We start from the raw sequence: 15,193 nt of genomic DNA, 5'->3' as shown, positions 1-15,193 counted from the left end.
CGCTACGGCTGGAACCCCCCGCCGTGTCGTGCATTCATGGGTTAAGGGCGGAAGGGTTTACGAAGCAAGTGCAGCGTAGAACTCTAGCGACAGACCGGCTGCATGACGCGCTGAGTCGTTGAATGGGGGCTTCAACCGACCCGAAAAATGCGTTCGGACGAGGTTTTGCCACGTTTTTTGCGGCAGTTTGTTCCGCTCCCCGCAAATTTTCAGAAAGTGTTTGGTTCCCACGGCGACGTGGCGGATCTCGTCATCAAGAATTCGCTCGAGAATCCGCGCGCCATGCGAATCGCCTTGCGCCCTTACACGCACGAGCGTGGCGGGGGTAACATCGAGACCCCGCGCCTCCAGCACCATCGGCACGATGGCCAGCCGCGCGGCGGGATCGTGCGCGGTGTCCTGCGCCGCCTGCCACAATCCGTCATGCGCTGCGAAGGCGCCGTAATGCGAGCCCAGCGCGGCGAGCTTGCGGTCGAGCAGCGCGAAATGCATCGCCTCGTCCGCCGCCACCCCCAGGAAATCGGAGACGAATTCTTCGCCCCGTAACCCGCCGAACCGCCCCGCCATGTCGAGCGCCAGATCGATCGCGACGAATTCGATATGCGCCAGCGCGTGCCACAGCGCGATTCGTCCCCGCTCCGACCCACCCTTGCCGCGCCGGGGCATTTGCGCGGGGGGCAGCAACTGCAGATGCTCGGGCCATTCCGGTCGCTCGGGCATGGTAGGGCCGTCGGGCCCGGCGAGATCGAATGCCAGCCTGCCCAGACGCCAGTCGCGCGCTACCTTGCGCGCGGCGAAGACCTTGCCCGCAGGATCGCCGGTCAGCAGCGCAGCGCGAATCGCAGCAGCGAGCGATGGCAGCGCTTCGTTCACGCCCCGCGCGCGGCCACGAGCACATCTTCGGCGTGGCCCTTCACCTTGACCTTGTTCCAGACCCGCTCGATCCGCCCGTCCGCGCCGACGAGATAGGTCGTGCGGACCATGCCCATATAGGTCTTCCCGTACATCGACTTCTCGGTCCAGATACCCAGCGCATCGGACAGTCCGCCTTCCTCCGCATCGGTCGCCAGATCGACGGTCAGCCCATGCTTGGCGATGAAATTGCGGTGCTTCTGGGCCGAATCCTTGCTGATCCCGAGCAGCGCGACCCCGGCTTTTTCGAACTCCGGCTTGAGTGCCGAAAAATCCTTCGCTTCGGTGGTGCAGCCCGGCGTGTTGTCCTTCGGGTAGAAGAAGAACACCGCCTTGCGGCCATTAAAGTCGGAAGCTCGCACCGATCCTACCTCGGGAGTTTCCATCGCGATGTCGGGCATCGCATCGCCTTGCGCGGGATATTCGCTCATCGATCCATCTCCAGTTTCTCGCCGAAAGTCTCGGCCCATTCTGCCGCCACCCCATGGCGCGCCTGGTCCAGTGCCTGCAAGAGCGAAGGGTAGTCCTCCTGCCGCGCCAGCCGCGCCAGCACCGCGCGCGCGGCCGGACCCGGGGCACCCAGCTCGGGTGCCAACAGCCGCGAGCCGACCAGCACGCGGGTGAGCAGACGATGATGCGCGCCTAGATCAGGGGAGACAAGGTCCTGCTCCGCCAGCTCGGCAATGGCCGCAGAGAGGTCCGGCGTCAGCGCGATGCGGTCGCGCAATTGCAGGAAGTGGACCAGGAATTCCAGATCGACCAGGCCGCCGCGCAGCAGCTTGACGTCGAGTTCGCCGCGGGCCGGCTTGTGTGCTGCCATGTCGCTGCGCATCTTCAACACATCGGCTTGCAATTCGATGGCATCGCGCTGCCTGTTGAGTATCAGGTCAACGATCGCCTCAACCTGCTGCCGCGCCTCGGGCGATCCGACCAGAACCCGCGCGCGGTTGAGCGCCATATGCTCCCAGGTCCAGGCGTTCTCGCGCTGATAACGCTCGAAAGACGCCAGCCCGACCGCGAGCGGCCCCTGATTGCCCTGCGGCCGCAGCCGCGTGTCGACATCGTAGAGCGCACCTTGCGCGGTGGGAACGCTCAGCGCCACACCGACGCGCTGTGCCAGGCGATTGAAATAAAGCGTGCGGCCCAGCGGTCGGGGCCCGTCCGATTCCGCCGTTTCGCCATCGGTGAAGAGGTAGATCATGTCGAGATCCGAAGCATGGGTCAGCGCCCCCCCGCCCAGCCGGCCCAACCCCAGCACCAGCAGTTCGCCATTCTCGAAACGCCCGTGCCGCTCGGCGAATTCGTCCTGCGCCGCTTCGCAGGCCACCTGCACCGCCGCTTCGGCAACCCGCGAGAGCGCCTCGGCGACATCGAGCGGGTCCTGCGCCGCCTCGACCAATTGCACACCCAGCGTGAAGCGTTGCTCGCTGGTGACGATGCGGATGCGATCGAGCGCCTGCTCGTAGTCGTCGCCGCGTTCGGTCCGGCGCATCATCCGCGCCAGATCCTCGGTCGAGCCGGGCAAGTCGAAGGCGGTGCGATCGATCAGCGTGTCGAGCAGTTCGGGCCGTCGCGCCAATTCGTCCGCGAGGGGCGCGGCCAGAGTCAGACAATCGACGAGTTGCTGGAGCAGGCCGGGGCGCGCTTCGAGCAGGCGGAACAGGTTGATCGCGCTTGGCAGTTTTTCGAGCAGCGTCTCGAAACGCGCCAGCGCGTGGTCTGGATCGGGTCCCTGGCCGAGCGCCTCGAACAATTGCGGGCGAATCGCATCGAAGGCGGCCTTGGCCGCTTCGCTGCGCAGCGCCCGGAACTGTCCGTCGCTCCAGCCCGCAATGCGGTGAGCGGCAGCCTCGGGATCGGCGAAACCGAAGCTGTCGAGCTGGTCCGGGGTCGCCAGCGGAACAGGTCCGTTGGGCGTGTCATCCGCGATCAATTCGCCGAAATGCCGGGCCACCGGGCCGCAGGTCTCGTCGAGCAGCGCCAGCAGCTCGGACGCACCTTCCAGACCATGCAGCCGGGCGACCCCGTCGAGAGCTTCGCCCTCGGGTAGCATATGCGTCTGGCGATCGTTCACCATCTGCAGCCTGTGTTCGATGGTGCGCAGGGTGTCGTAGGCCTTGCCCAGCGTCTGCGCCGTGTCCGTCGCGATATGACCCGTCGCGGCCAGCGCATCGAGCGCGGCGCGCGTCCCGCGCACCCGCAGGGCAGGGTCGCGCCCGCCATGGATCAGCTGGTGGGTCTGGGCGAAGAATTCGATCTCGCGAATGCCGCCGCGCCCCTGCTTGAGATCAAAGCCCGGCCCGGGCTCGCGCGGGCCCGAATAGCGGGTCCGGATCCGCGCGCTCAGCCCCCTGATCTCGTCGATCGCTCCGAAATCGAGGCTGCGCCGCCAGACGAAGGAGCGGATCGAATCGAGGAAGGCTTCGCCGCGCGCGATGTCTCCGGAGGCAGCACGCGCGCGGATGAAGGCGGCGCGTTCCCAGGTCAGCGCCGAGCTTTCGTAATGGCTGGTCGCGGCCTCGAGCGAGATCGCCAACGGGCTGACCTCGGAGGCCGGACGCAGCCGCAGGTCGACGCGGAAGACGTATCCTTCTGCGGTGATGTCGGACAGCATGCGCACGATATCGCGCGCATAGCGCTGCGCAGCCTCGGGCGGTTCGTCGCGCTCCCGGCGGGGCAGCGCCTCGGCATCGTAGAGCAGGATGGGATCGATATCGGAGCTGTAGTTGAGCTCGCCCGAGCCATGCTTACCCAGCGCCAACCCGATAAAGCCGGCGGGCTCGGCATCGGGGACCCGGCGCAGGATCGCTGCCTCGATCGCGCGATGCAGCGCGCGGTCGGCAAAGGCAGACAATTCGCGCATGACCTTTTCGAGCGGGAAGGCGCCGGCGAGATCGCCGATGGCGAGCACCAGCGCCAGCGCCAGCCGCTCGCGGCGCAGCGCCTGCCCGGCATCCTCGATCCCGCGCCCCGCCTGCTTCGCCTTGAGCAGCGCCGCTTCCCCATGCCCTTCGGACAGCAGCGCCTCGAAATCGGGCAGGCGCTCCAGCGTCTTCGAGAGAAACGGCGAATGCGCCCTGGCTCGCTCAAGAGCTGACTTCCAATCGCGGTCCATACGCCGTTCCTGCCGCCCTATGGCTTGCCCTGCAAGGTGCGAGGTGCAAGAGACCCCGCCATGCAAATTTCATTCCGGGACAAGACCATGACCCTCACTCCCCGCTTCCGCCACACCGCAACCGCGCTGGTAGCAAGCCTCGCGCTCTCCGCCTGTGCTGCGACCACCACCAATTCCGCGCTCGATATTCCCGATGTCGCCCGTGGCGATATCTCCCGCGCGACCATGGTCGACATCACCCGCACCTTGTCCTCCGACGAGTTCGAGGGTCGGATGCCGGGGACGGTGGGCGAGGAAAAGACCGTGGCGTTGCTGAGCCAACGCTTCGCCGCGGCGGGGCTTACGCCGGGCAACAACGGGTCCTGGGTGCAGCAAGTGCCGCTGGTCGAAATCACTGGCAAGGATTTCGCGCCGCTGACGGTGACCGGCAATGGCGAGACCATGTCCTTCGACTTCGGCAATGAATGGGTCGGGGTGACCTATCGCGAGGACGCGCAGACCGCGCTGGCCGACAGCGAACTGGTCTTCGTCGGTTATGGCGTGAACGCCCCCGAGCGCGACTGGAACGATTACAAGGGTATCGACATGCGCGGGAAAACCGCGGTTATCCTCGTCAACGACCCCGACTACAGCAGCCCGACGCTGGAAGGTCCCTTCAACGGCAAGGCAATGACCTTCTACGGACGCTGGACCTACAAATACGAGGAAGCGGCACGACAGGGAGCCGCCGGTGCGATCATCATCCACGACACGGCGCCCGCCTCCTACGGCTGGAACGTAGTCGAGAGCAGCTGGTCGGGCCCGCAAGCCTATGCCCAGCGCGGCGAGAACGCGCCCCCGCTGACGATCATGAACGGCTGGGTGCAGAAGGATGTCGCGTCGCGCATCCTCGACGCCGCTGGGCAGGATCTCGACGATCTGTCCGCCAAGGCGCGCACACGGGGTTTCAAGCCGGTGCCGCTGGGGCTCAAGGCCTCCACCAGCTTCGCCAACGACATCCGCACCTTCCAGTCGCAGAACGTGATCGGGATCCTTCAGGGGAGCGAGCGGCCCGACGAATACGTCATCCACACGGCGCATTGGGACCATCTCGGCCGCTGCAAGCCGGCTCCCGATGGCGACGACATCTGCAACGGCGCGGTCGACAACGCCACCGGCACCGCGGCGCTTGTCGCGCTGGCCGAAGCGCATGCCAAGGCCGGGGCACCGGCCCGCAGCCTCGTGTTCCTGGCGGTGACCGCCGAGGAATCGGGCCTGCTTGGTGCGCATTATTATGCCGAGAACCCGGTCTTCCCGCTGGCGCAAACGGTGGGCGGGATCAATATGGACGCCTTCCAGGTCGCCGGTCCTTCGCGCGACGTGACCGTGGTCGGTCCCGGCAAGTCGCAGCTCGACGCCTATCTCGAAGCCGCGCTGGTTTCGGATGGCCGCGTCGCGACGCCCAATCCCAAGCCCGAAGCGGGCTACTACTACCGCTCCGATCACTTCGCCTTCGCCAAGCGCGGGGTGCCGATGCTCTATATCGATGGCGGCGAGGACCTGGTCGATGGCGGCCGGGCCGCCGGAGCCGCAGTTGCCGCAGACTACACCGAAAACCGCTATCACGGCCCCAAGGACGAGTTCGACGAGAGCTGGGACTGGTCGGGCGTGATGGGCGACCTGCAGCTCTATTACCGGATCGGTCGCGCGCTCGCGACCAGCACCAGCTGGCCCAACTGGAACCCGGGCGACGAATTCCGCGGCATCCGCGAAGCCGATTGCGCAGCGAGCGCCACGGGCTGCTGAGCACGCGGGGCGAGGGCGCCTGATGACGGTGACGATGCCGCCCGAATGGGCGCCGCAGGACTGGCTGTGGATCGGCTTTCCGCATGATGCGGAGGAATGGCCGGGCGTCCTGTCGCGCGCGCAGGAGCAGATCGCCGGCTTCGCCAATGCGGTCGCTGAAAGCGGGCAGGAAGTCAGGCTGCTGGTCCGCGATGCCGCCAACGAGGCGCGCGCGCGCGAGCTGGCGAGCGCATCGGTCACGCTCGAACGGCGCAATTACGGCGACATCTGGCTGCGCGACACCGGGCCGCTGGTGGTGCAGAGCGAAAAGGGCCGCGCGGCGCGGCGCTTCGGCTTCAATGGCTGGGGCGGCAAGTATCTCATGCCCGGCGACCAGACGATCGGCGCCGAACTGGCGCGCGATGCCGGGCTGCCGTGCCAAACAAGCGACTGGATCCTCGAGGGCGGCGCGGTGGATGGCGATGGCACCGGGCTCGCCATCACGACCGAGCAGTGCCTGCTCAATCCCAACCGCAACCCGCGGCTTTCGCGCGACGAGATCTCGGCGCGGCTCGAGAGCGACCTCGGCTTCGCGCGCGTGGTCTGGCTGGGCGAAGGTCTGATCAACGATCACACCGATGGCCATGTCGACAATCTGGCGCGCTTCGTCGCGCCGGGCCGGGTCGCGCTTCCGGCAGCCACCGGCCCCGCCGATCCCAACGCCGCGATCTACGAGGATGCAGCGCGGCGGATCGAACTGGCCGGGCTCGAACTGGTTCGCATTCCCTCGCCCGGGCTTATCACCTCGGCCGGCCGGATCGAGCCTGCAAGCTACGCCAATTTCGCGATGACCAGCCATCTGGTGGTGGTGCCGACCTTCGGTTCGATCCACGATGCCGCAGGCGTGGCCGCAATCCGCGACCTGTTCCCGGACCGCGCCACGATCGGCCTGCCCGGCGATGCGGTGCTGGCAGGCGGCGGCGGTTTCCATTGCGCCAGCCAGCAGATGCCCTCGGCCCCGGACGCGCCCGGAGCGAAGGTCTAGTCACTCGTAACCCCCCGTTAGGGATTTGGGTGGACAATGGGGCCATGCTTCAATCCACGGCTTCCTTCCGCCCGCATCTGGCCCCGTCCCGCCTGACAGACGTGATGCGCGCGATTATCGTGACCGGTTGCGCCCTCGCGCTGGTCCTGGCCGGGCCTGTCGTGCCCTTCTGATCGGCTAGACCAGGCGCAGAATCGCTGCCAGCGCAGCTCCGCCCAGTACGATCGCAACCAGCGCGCGCCACACCCGGTCGGCGATCCTCCCGGAAAACCGGTTGCCGAGCGCATTGCCGACCAGCACCGCAGGGAACAGCATCGCCGCAAGGAGCGGCAGCCGCAGGTCGAACACGCCGATTGCCGCACCCGATACAAGTCCTGTCGCGGCAGCGATCGTGAAGATCAGCATCATCGATGCCTTTGCGGTCTTACGGTCGATGGAACGACGAACGTAATAGGGGACCACCGGCGGTCCCGGCATGCCGGCATAGCCGGTCATCAGCCCGCTCATCACCCCCACACCGCCGGTTGCCAATGCGCCCGGTTTCGCACCGGACCCGCGCGGCAGGATGATGGCCACGAAGGCCGAAAGCCCGATCAGCGCGATTGCGACGCGGGCCACCCCCGGGCTGGTTGCCGCCAGTCCGATCAGTCCCAATGGTGTCGTTGCCACGACCAGCCCCGAGATCCACCAGGCCGACCCCTCGCAATCCCGGACCAGCCGTCGGATCTCCAGCACACCGATGGCAAACGAGAGGCAATTGGCCAGGATGACCGCTTCCAGCGGCGACAGCGCCAGCGCCAGAATAGGGACCAGAAGTATCGCCATCCCGAAGCCGGTCAATCCGCGCACGAAGGCCGACCCGAACGCCGCGAGAAGCGCCGTCGCTATTTCGAGCGAATCATAGGCCTCGAGCGGCGACATTTTCCCAGATGAGGATCAGGGGCGCAGATCGGGCGGGGTCGCGGCGTCTTTCAGCATCGCGATCGCCTCGTCGAGCGTCATTACCGTCTGATCCTTCTCGCCCAGCGTGCGGATCGCAACGGTGCCTTCCTCGGCTTCGCGCTTTCCCACCACCAGCAGATGCGGGACCTTGGCGAGGCTGTGTTCGCGCACCTTGTAGTTGATCTTCTCGTTGCGCAGATCGCTCACCACCCGAATTCCCGCCGCTTCCAGCTTGGCCGTGGCTTCCTTGGCATAGTCGTCTGCATCGGAGACGATCGTCGCGACCACCGCCTGCGTCGGTGCAAGCCAGACCGGCAGGCGACCGGCAAAATGCTCGATCAGCACGCCGATGAAGCGCTCGAAAGTCCCGAAGATCGCGCGATGGAGCATGACCGGCCGGTGCTTCTCGCCATCCTCGCCGATATAGGTCGCATCGAGCCGCTCGGGCAGCACGCGGTCGGACTGGATCGTGCCGACCTGCCAGGTCCGCCCGATCGCATCGGTCAGATGCCATTCCAGCTTGGGGGCATAGAACGCGCCTTCGCCGGGCAGTTCTTCCCAGCCATATTCCTCGGTCGCCATTCCCGCTTCGCGCACCGCTTCGCGTAGCTCGTTCTCGGCCTTGTCCCACATTTCCTCGCTGCCAAAGCGCTTCTCGGGGCGCAGCGCGAGCTTGATCTCGTAGGTAAAGCCGAAATGGCCGTAGACGCTGTCGACCAGCCGGCAGAACGCGCGGACCTCGTCCACCACCTGATCCTCGGTGCAGAAGATATGGCCGTCGTCCTGCGTGAACTGGCGCACGCGCAATATGCCGTGGAGCGCACCATGCGGCTCGTTGCGATGGCAGCAACCCATCTCGCCCAGCCGGATCGGCAGATCGCGATAGCTGGTGATGCCCTGCTTGAAGACGAGGACATGCGCGGGGCAGTTCATCGGCTTCAGCGCCATCATGTCGCTGTCGCCCGCGATCAGCGGCGCGCCCGACTGCTCCGCCGCCTCGGGATCGGGCACGCTGTCGGGCACCGCGAACATGTTCTCGGCATATTTGCCCCAATGGCCCGAACGCTCCCACTGGCGGACGTCCATCAGCTGCGGGGTCTTGATCTCCTGATAGCCCGCGCCGTCCATTCGGCGGCGCATGTAGCTCTCGAGCTCGCGCCAGATGCGATAGCCCTGTGGGTGCCAGAACACCGAGCCATGCGCCTCTTCCTGGAGGTGGAACAGATCCATCTCGCGGCCCAGCTTGCGATGGTCGCGCTTGGCCGCTTCCTCGAGCCGCATGAGATGCGCGTTGAGCTGTTTCTTGTTGAGCCAGCCGGTGCCGTATATCCGGGTCAGCTGCGCGTTTTTCTGGTCGCCGCGCCAATAGGCTCCGGCCACGCGCATGAGCTTGAAGGCCTGCGGATCGAGCTTGCCGGTCGAGGGCAGATGCGGGCCGCGGCACATATCGAGCCACGAACCCTCGCCATCGGGTTCGCCCGACCAATAGACGGTCAGCTCTTCGTCCTCGGGCAGTTCCTGCGCCCATTCGGCCTTGAAGCTCTCGCCCTCCGCTTCCCATTTCGCGATCAGTTGCTCACGCGACCAGACCTCGCGCCGCAGCGGCTTGTCGGCGGCAATGATGTCGCGCATCTTGTCCTCGATCGCGGGCAGATCGTCCATCGAGAACGGATCGCGCGTGTCGGGGGCTTTTACGTCGTAATAGAAGCCGTCGGCGGTTGCCGGGCCGAAGGTGATCTGCGTGCCCGGCCACAGCGCCTGCACGGCTTCGGCGAGGATATGCGCGTAATCGTGGCGGACCAGTTCGAGCGCTTCTTCCTCGTCGCGGGCGGTGACCAACGCGAGTTCGGCATCACCCTCGAAGGGGCGGCCGAGATCGCGCAATTCGCCGTTGACCCGCGCCGCAAGCGCGGCCTTGGCGAGGCCCGGGCCGATCGCCGCGGCGACATCGGCAGGAGTGCTCCCGCGCTCCATTTCGCGCGTGGAGCCATCGGGCAGGCTGATCTGTAGCAATTCGGTCATCGGTTCATCCGTATCCTTTGCCCCGCCAATGGCACAACCATGGGCGCGCTTGAAGTGCGGCGTTGTCTGCGAAGGAAATACCGGATGGAACGCCGCGCCACCCGACACCGGGCGGCAGGGCTGCGGATCAGACCGCGCGCACCCGCCCCCGGAACGCCGGGGTCGTGGTAGTGCTGGTGGTGGTGGTGGAGCGAAGCTGCGGCATGCCGCGCAACTTAGTCTCGCGCGGCGCGTCCTTCAACCGGTTTGGTGCGCCGGTTCTCTCAGCCCAGTTCCAGCCTGCGACTGCCCAGCGCGGTCGACACGCGTTGCGTCGCGACCACGCCCGCACCCCGCTCTCGGATGCCCGAGAGAAAGCGGTATTCGCTGGTCGCACGCTCGGGTGTGAGCTCCACGGCCATGTAACCGCGGCGCGAGCCATCCATCCAGACCAGCTCGGGGTTGAACTCCACGCTGGCGCGTTGGAGATCCGCCGGAGCGAGCTGGGGGATGTAGCCTTCGAAGCCGGGCGAGGTGACCGATTGCACCCCGAATTCGACCCCGACCCTTTGGCCCGCATGATCGAGATCGAAGGACCAGGCGTTGTGGGTGTCGCCGGCCAGCGAGACCAGATTGGCATCGGCTGCCAGCGCAGCCTCGAACAGCCGGGCGCGCGCCGCCGGATAACCGTCCCAGGCGTCCATGTTGAACGGCAGTTCGGCGCGGCTCGCCAGGGCGCCCGCCACGATACGACTGCGGACATATTCGGGCACATCGGCGGGCAGCGCTTCGACCAGCCCCGGTGACGTGGCGACCTTCCCCATCAGCACCTGCTGGACCAGCACCTGCCAGCGCTTGCCGCCTCCGGTGGAGCGCTTGAGCCCGTCGGAGAGCCAAGCCTGCTGCTGCGCGCCCAGCATTTCGCGTGAGGGATCGAGATAATTGCCCTGACGAAAGGCCGTCAGCGCGCGGAGCGCGGCCTCGGCCCCGTTCTGCCCGGCCAGCACATTGGCAAAGCTGAACTGCTCGGCGCGCGCGGTCAGCCGCGTCTCGAGCCGGAACAGCGTGGCCAGATCGCCGATGTCATAGGCCGCCCAGGGCTCGTCCGACACCGGCATCCACTCGCGATAGGCGCGCATCGCCGCCGCCTTGCGCACGCTCCACTCGCCCTCGCTCTCGGACTGGTGGTTCTGTGCCCCACCCTGCCAGCTGTCGTTGGCGCTTTCGTGGTCGTCCCAGCCCGAGATCATCGGGTAGACCTGGTGCAGGCGGCGCAGGTCGCGGTCGCTGCGATAGCTGGCGTAGCGCAGGCGGTAGTCCGCCAGCGCAACCGTTTCGCTCAGCGGCGCGACCGGTCGCCCGGCGACCGTCTGATCGGGCGACGGATAATTGTCCGACCCGTATTCGTAGAAATAATCGCCCAGATGCAGCGCACAGTCGAACTCGTTCGCCTCGGCGGCATGGGCATAGGCGTTGAACCAGCCGAACCCCATATTCGAACAGCTGAACACCGCCATCCGGAAACGATCGGTCGGCCCTTCGGGCAACGTCTTGGTGCGCCCCACATCGGACACCGCACCATTGGGGGCGACGAAGCGGTAGAAATACCAGCGGCCGGGCTCGAGACCTTCGGCGAAGGTCTTGCAGCAGCTGTCGTTTGCGGGGCTGGCCATCACCTCGCCCGAGGCGACCACACGCGAGAAATCGCTGGTCGGGCTGACTTCCCATTCCAGCTTCGTCTCCGCCCCGGCGGCGAAGCGCGTCCACAGCAGCACCCGGTCGCGCCCCGGCTCGCCGCTGGCCACGCCATGCGTGAATCCCGAACCGCCGAACTGCGCCGACAGCGGCGCGGCGATCAAACCGGCGCCGAGGACGCCCGACTTGAGCAGGCTGCGCCGGTCGAGCGGAGCAAGCGCAGCGGCGGCGGGTGGTTCGGTCTTGAACACGGCAATTCTCCTCCAGGGTCATGGCGCAGTGATCGCCCGCTGTGACTGCATCGTGACAGATATGGCCTGGTGGATGCTTCGCCGATTGGCAATGGAAAGCAACCTTGACAAGGGCAATCGCCTGTGACAAGTTAGCTTTACCAATTACCAAGGGAGCTTGACCAATGTCGACCACCACCAAAGCATTCTGCTGGGCCGCCGCCATCATCGCGGTGGCAATTGCGGGCCGCGCCCAGCTCATTCCGGCGGATTCGGCCCAGACCTTGACCATCGTCCTGCCCGTGCTCGCCGTAGTCTCGCTGTTCAAATCGCGTGGCTGCGCCATGGCATGCCTCGGGGGTGACCGGGCATGACCGGGACGAAAGAAAGAACCACGGGGCGAACGGCGCGGTTCTGGGCGGGCTTACTGCTGGGTACTCTGGGCGCCATTGCCGGCCTCGCATTGAGCGGCGCGATCGATGCCGACACAGCGCTGGTGCTGATGCTGGTCCCCGTAATCCAGACGATCCCGCTGATGCGCGCCGCCGGGCGTCGCCGCGACGGGGTCGCAGGGGGCCTGTGCGGCAAGGGCGAAGCCCAGAAGCGCTACACCAAGCGGGTGGCGCTGTTCACCGCGCTGTACCTGCTCTCCTTCGGCCTTCTCACCTTCGCTACCACCGAGAGCGACCCCGCTTTCGCGCTGCGCTCGGTTCTGGCGGTGCTGCCCGGGCTGGCGGTAATCGGCATCTTCTGGGCAGTTGGACGCCTGATCGTCGAGGAGCAGGACGAATTCATCCGCATGCTGGTGGTGCGCCAGTCGCTTATCGCCACCGGGATCGCGCTCAGCGCGGCAACGGTCTGGGGGTTCCTCGAAACCGCCGATGTGGTGCCGCATCTCGATGCCTATTGGGTCGCGGTGGCGTGGTTTCTCGGGCTGTTCGTCGGCGCGCTGTCCAACCGTATCGAATATGGTTCGTGGGGCGCGGTATGAAAAACCGACTCAAGGTCCTGCGCGCGGAACGCGACTGGAGCCAGCAGGCGCTCGCTGACCGGCTCGAGGTCAGCCGCCAGAGCGTCAACGCGATCGAGACCGGGCGCTACGACCCCTCGCTCCCGTTGGCCTTTCGCATCGCCGATGTGTTCGAAACGCCGATCGAGGCGATCTTCCTGCGCGATTGAACCTCGCCCGCGGTTGACTTGGCGGGGGCGCGCCTAGACAACCGCGCCGGTATCGCAAACCGGGGGGTCGGACCATTTCAAACCATCAGCACGCGCCGGAAACGGAAAGCGCATTCGGGTTCGAGGGAAGCTGGCGCGAATTCGCGCCGATCGCCTTTAGCAATCTCCTGCTCACCATCGTGACGCTGGGCATCTACCGCTTCTGGGCGACGACGCGCGAGCGCCGCTATCTGTGGTCGCGCAGCCGTTTCGTCGATGAGCGGCTGGAATGGGCGGGCACCGGGATGGAACTGTTCGTCGGCTTCCTGCTGGTGTTGGCGCTCTTCGCCCTGCCATTCTTCGCGATCGGCCTGGTGGCGGAATCGCTCGTTTTGCGCGGGGAAGAAGCGCTGGCGGCGGTGCTGACGCTGATGTCCTTCGTGATCCTGTTCTATCTGACCGGCCTCGCCCGCTTTCGAGCCTTGCGCTATCGCCTGTCGCGCACCCGCTGGCGCGGGATCCGGGGCGGTTCCAACGACAACGGCTTCCGCTTCGGCCTTTCCTATATGTGGAAGACCTTCGTCGGCTACCTGCCCGCGGGTCTGCTGATCCCCTGGTCGATGACCAGCCTGTGGAACGAGCGGTGGGGCAAGATGAGCTTCGGCCCGCACGGCTTTGGTGCCGAGGCCAAGGCCGGCCCGGTGTTCGGACGATTCCTGCTGTTCTACCTGGCGCCGTTCGTGATCTTTATTGGCGGCATCGCGCTGGCAGCAGCCGGTATGCTGGCAGGCTTCGGCATCGGCGGCGAGGAGGGCGCAATGATCGGCGGGATCGTCGGCATCGTCGGGCTGGTCCTGTTCTTTTACCTCGGCCTCGGACTGATCGCGGTGGCCTTCTTCGCCGCCTTCTACCGCGAAGCAGTCGGGTCGACGCGTTGGGGCGAAATCGGCTTTTCCTTCGAGGCCTCGACGATGGACTGGGTCAAATTGCTGCTCGGCGATGCCGCGCTGGTGGTCTTCACGCTCGGTATCGGGCTGATCTTCCTGTCCTACCGCCACTGGAAGTTCTTCATGACGCATCTCGAGGCGCAGGGGGAAATCCTGCTCGACGAACTGACCCAGTCCACCACCACGACAGCCCGGCACGGCGAAGGCCTGCTCGACGCCTTCGATATCGGCGCGATCTGACGTGCCCGAAACTGAAATGAACGAGGCGGCCTTCCAGGTTCCCGTCACATGGTACGACGGTGTCTCCGCGCTACGGCACGAGGGCATGGCCTCTTGGAGCGGCGATCGACTGGTGCTGACGGAAGCGGGCGGTGCGCAGCACCCGGTGCCGCTCGCCGATCTGCGCTTCGTCGAAAGCTTGCGCCATGAGCGGGTCTATGGCCGCGGGAGCCAGCCCGATTTTCGCCTGCGCCTGCCCCTCACCCTGCCTCCGGGCTTCGAGCGTTACCTCCCTGCACCCGCCCGCTATGGCGGCTGGATCGACCGGCTCGGGCTAGGCAAGGCGGTGGTCGTTTTCGGGGTCGCGAGTGCGGCGGCGGTGGCGCTGTTCATGACCGCACCCGAATGGCTGGGGCCGCGCGTCCCCGAAAGCTGGGAGGCCCGCATCGGCGAGGCAATGGTCGGCAATTTCGGCAACCGGCTGTGCTCGACGCCCGAGGGCGATGCCGCACTCGCCAAGCTGCTCAATGCGGTCGATCCTTCCGACCGGCAGGTGCGCGCGGGCATCGCCAATATCGACATGGTCAATGCGGTGGCGCTCCCGGGCGGGCAGGTGCTGCTGTTCGACGGCCTGGTGCAACAGGCGGAAAGTCCCGAGGAACTGGCCGGGGTTCTGGGCCACGAAGTCGGCCATGTCCGCGAACGTCATGTGATGACCGCGCTGCTGCGCCAGTTCGGGCTCTCGATCCTGCTGTCGGGCGCCAATTCAGGATTTGGCGACACCGTCTTCGGGCTCGCGGCGATGGGCTATTCGCGCGACGCCGAGCGCGAAGCGGACGAGTTCGCGCGCGAGCGGCTGGCGCAAAGCAATATCTCGCCGTTGGGCGCGGCGGAATTCTTCGAACGCATGGCGGAAGAATCCAGCGCGGATGCCGATACGGATGCGGATTCCGGGCCCGACATCACCGGCTGGATCGCCAGCCATCCCTCCGCCGGCGAACGCGCCCGCGCCTATCGCGATGCCGCAAAAGAAGGCGCAGATTACAATCCGATCCTCACCCCGGTCGAATTCGAGGCCCTGAAGGGGTTGTGCGAGGCGGACCCCGACGTCGAGGAATTCGAACTGTTCTGACGGTTGCAATCCCGGCGCGCGGGGTCGAGAAGC

13 protein-coding genes are annotated in these 15,193 nt (G+C 66.4%); 7 read left to right on the top strand and 6 right to left on the bottom strand.

From position 1 onward, the window contains the following. Window positions 1-57: 57 nt before the first annotated feature. From ACWIKC_RS00540 to ACWIKC_RS00530, 3 genes are read right to left on the bottom strand one after another with little or no spacing between them, the layout of a single operon-like run. Window positions 58-873, bottom strand: a complete 816-nt coding sequence (locus ACWIKC_RS00540) for a ferritin-like domain-containing protein (protein WP_454598197.1) — start codon at window positions 871-873, stop codon at window positions 58-60. Further along, window positions 870-1,343: a peroxiredoxin gene (locus ACWIKC_RS00535; RefSeq protein WP_454598196.1), complete on the bottom strand. Its 474-nt coding sequence runs from the start codon at window positions 1,341-1,343 to the stop codon at window positions 870-872. The genes ACWIKC_RS00540 and ACWIKC_RS00535 overlap by 4 nt, the downstream gene beginning before the upstream one ends. Further along, complete coding sequence (locus ACWIKC_RS00530) at window positions 1,340-4,027, bottom strand: bifunctional [glutamine synthetase] adenylyltransferase/[glutamine synthetase]-adenylyl-L-tyrosine phosphorylase (RefSeq protein ID WP_454598195.1); 2,688 nt, start codon at window positions 4,025-4,027, stop codon at window positions 1,340-1,342. Before ACWIKC_RS00530 ends, ACWIKC_RS00535 begins: the two co-directional genes overlap by 4 nt. Window positions 4,028-4,114: 87 nt before the next feature. Here ACWIKC_RS00530 and ACWIKC_RS00525 point away from each other — a divergent pair, with 87 nt between their 5' ends. Next, entirely contained in the window at window positions 4,115-5,812 is a 1,698-nt protein-coding gene (locus tag ACWIKC_RS00525) for a M28 family metallopeptidase (RefSeq protein ID WP_454599517.1), read from the top strand. 22 nt (window positions 5,813-5,834) lie between these two features. Continuing rightward, the gene (locus tag ACWIKC_RS00520) at window positions 5,835-6,836 is read left to right on the top strand and encodes an agmatine deiminase family protein (RefSeq protein ID WP_454598194.1); all 1,002 of its coding nucleotides are present in this window, start codon (window positions 5,835-5,837) and stop codon (window positions 6,834-6,836) included. Between the two features lie 177 nt (window positions 6,837-7,013). Here ACWIKC_RS00520 and ACWIKC_RS00515 read toward each other — a convergent pair whose 3' ends face one another. From ACWIKC_RS00515 to ACWIKC_RS00505, 3 genes are all read right to left on the bottom strand, one after another. Beyond that, window positions 7,014-7,757 carry a TSUP family transporter gene (locus ACWIKC_RS00515; protein WP_454598193.1) on the bottom strand — a complete coding sequence of 248 codons (744 nt, stop codon included), beginning with the start codon at window positions 7,755-7,757 and terminating at the stop codon, window positions 7,014-7,016. A gap of 15 nt (window positions 7,758-7,772) precedes the next feature. After that, the gene (gene thrS / locus ACWIKC_RS00510; protein ID WP_454598192.1) at window positions 7,773-9,800 is read right to left on the bottom strand and encodes a threonine--tRNA ligase; all 2,028 of its coding nucleotides are present in this window, start codon (window positions 9,798-9,800) and stop codon (window positions 7,773-7,775) included. Between the two features lie 263 nt (window positions 9,801-10,063). Beyond that, a complete protein-coding gene (locus ACWIKC_RS00505) occupies window positions 10,064-11,725 on the bottom strand; it encodes an alkaline phosphatase D family protein (protein WP_454598191.1) in 1,662 nt (553 codons plus the stop codon). 164 nt (window positions 11,726-11,889) lie between these two features. On the opposite strand from ACWIKC_RS00505, the gene ACWIKC_RS00500 reads away from it, so the two are divergent. The 5 genes from ACWIKC_RS00500 (at window position 11,890) to ACWIKC_RS00480 (ending at window position 15,160) form a co-directional block, all read left to right on the top strand. Continuing rightward, window positions 11,890-12,078: a hypothetical protein gene (locus ACWIKC_RS00500; protein ID WP_454598190.1), complete on the top strand. Its 189-nt coding sequence runs from the start codon at window positions 11,890-11,892 to the stop codon at window positions 12,076-12,078. After that, window positions 12,075-12,695 (top strand): hypothetical protein, encoded by a 621-nt coding sequence (locus ACWIKC_RS00495; RefSeq protein WP_454598189.1) that lies wholly within the window; start codon window positions 12,075-12,077, stop codon window positions 12,693-12,695. The genes ACWIKC_RS00500 and ACWIKC_RS00495 overlap by 4 nt, the downstream gene beginning before the upstream one ends. Further along, entirely contained in the window at window positions 12,692-12,883 is a 192-nt protein-coding gene (locus tag ACWIKC_RS00490) for a helix-turn-helix transcriptional regulator (RefSeq protein WP_454598188.1), read from the top strand. Before ACWIKC_RS00495 ends, ACWIKC_RS00490 begins: the two co-directional genes overlap by 4 nt. Window positions 12,884-12,957: 74 nt before the next feature. Further along, window positions 12,958-14,049, top strand: coding sequence for a YjgN family protein (locus ACWIKC_RS00485; protein WP_454599516.1), 1,092 nt, complete (start codon window positions 12,958-12,960; stop codon window positions 14,047-14,049). A gap of 16 nt (window positions 14,050-14,065) precedes the next feature. Beyond that, on the top strand, window positions 14,066-15,160 hold the full coding sequence (locus ACWIKC_RS00480) for a M48 family metallopeptidase (RefSeq protein WP_454598187.1): 1,095 nt from the start codon (window positions 14,066-14,068) through the stop codon (window positions 15,158-15,160). Window positions 15,161-15,193 lie beyond the last annotated feature (33 nt).

Source organism: Qipengyuania sp. SM2507, assembly GCF_053714505.1.
Note: the sequence above shows the minus strand (reverse complement) of the source record. Positions and strands in the feature narration are given on the sequence as shown.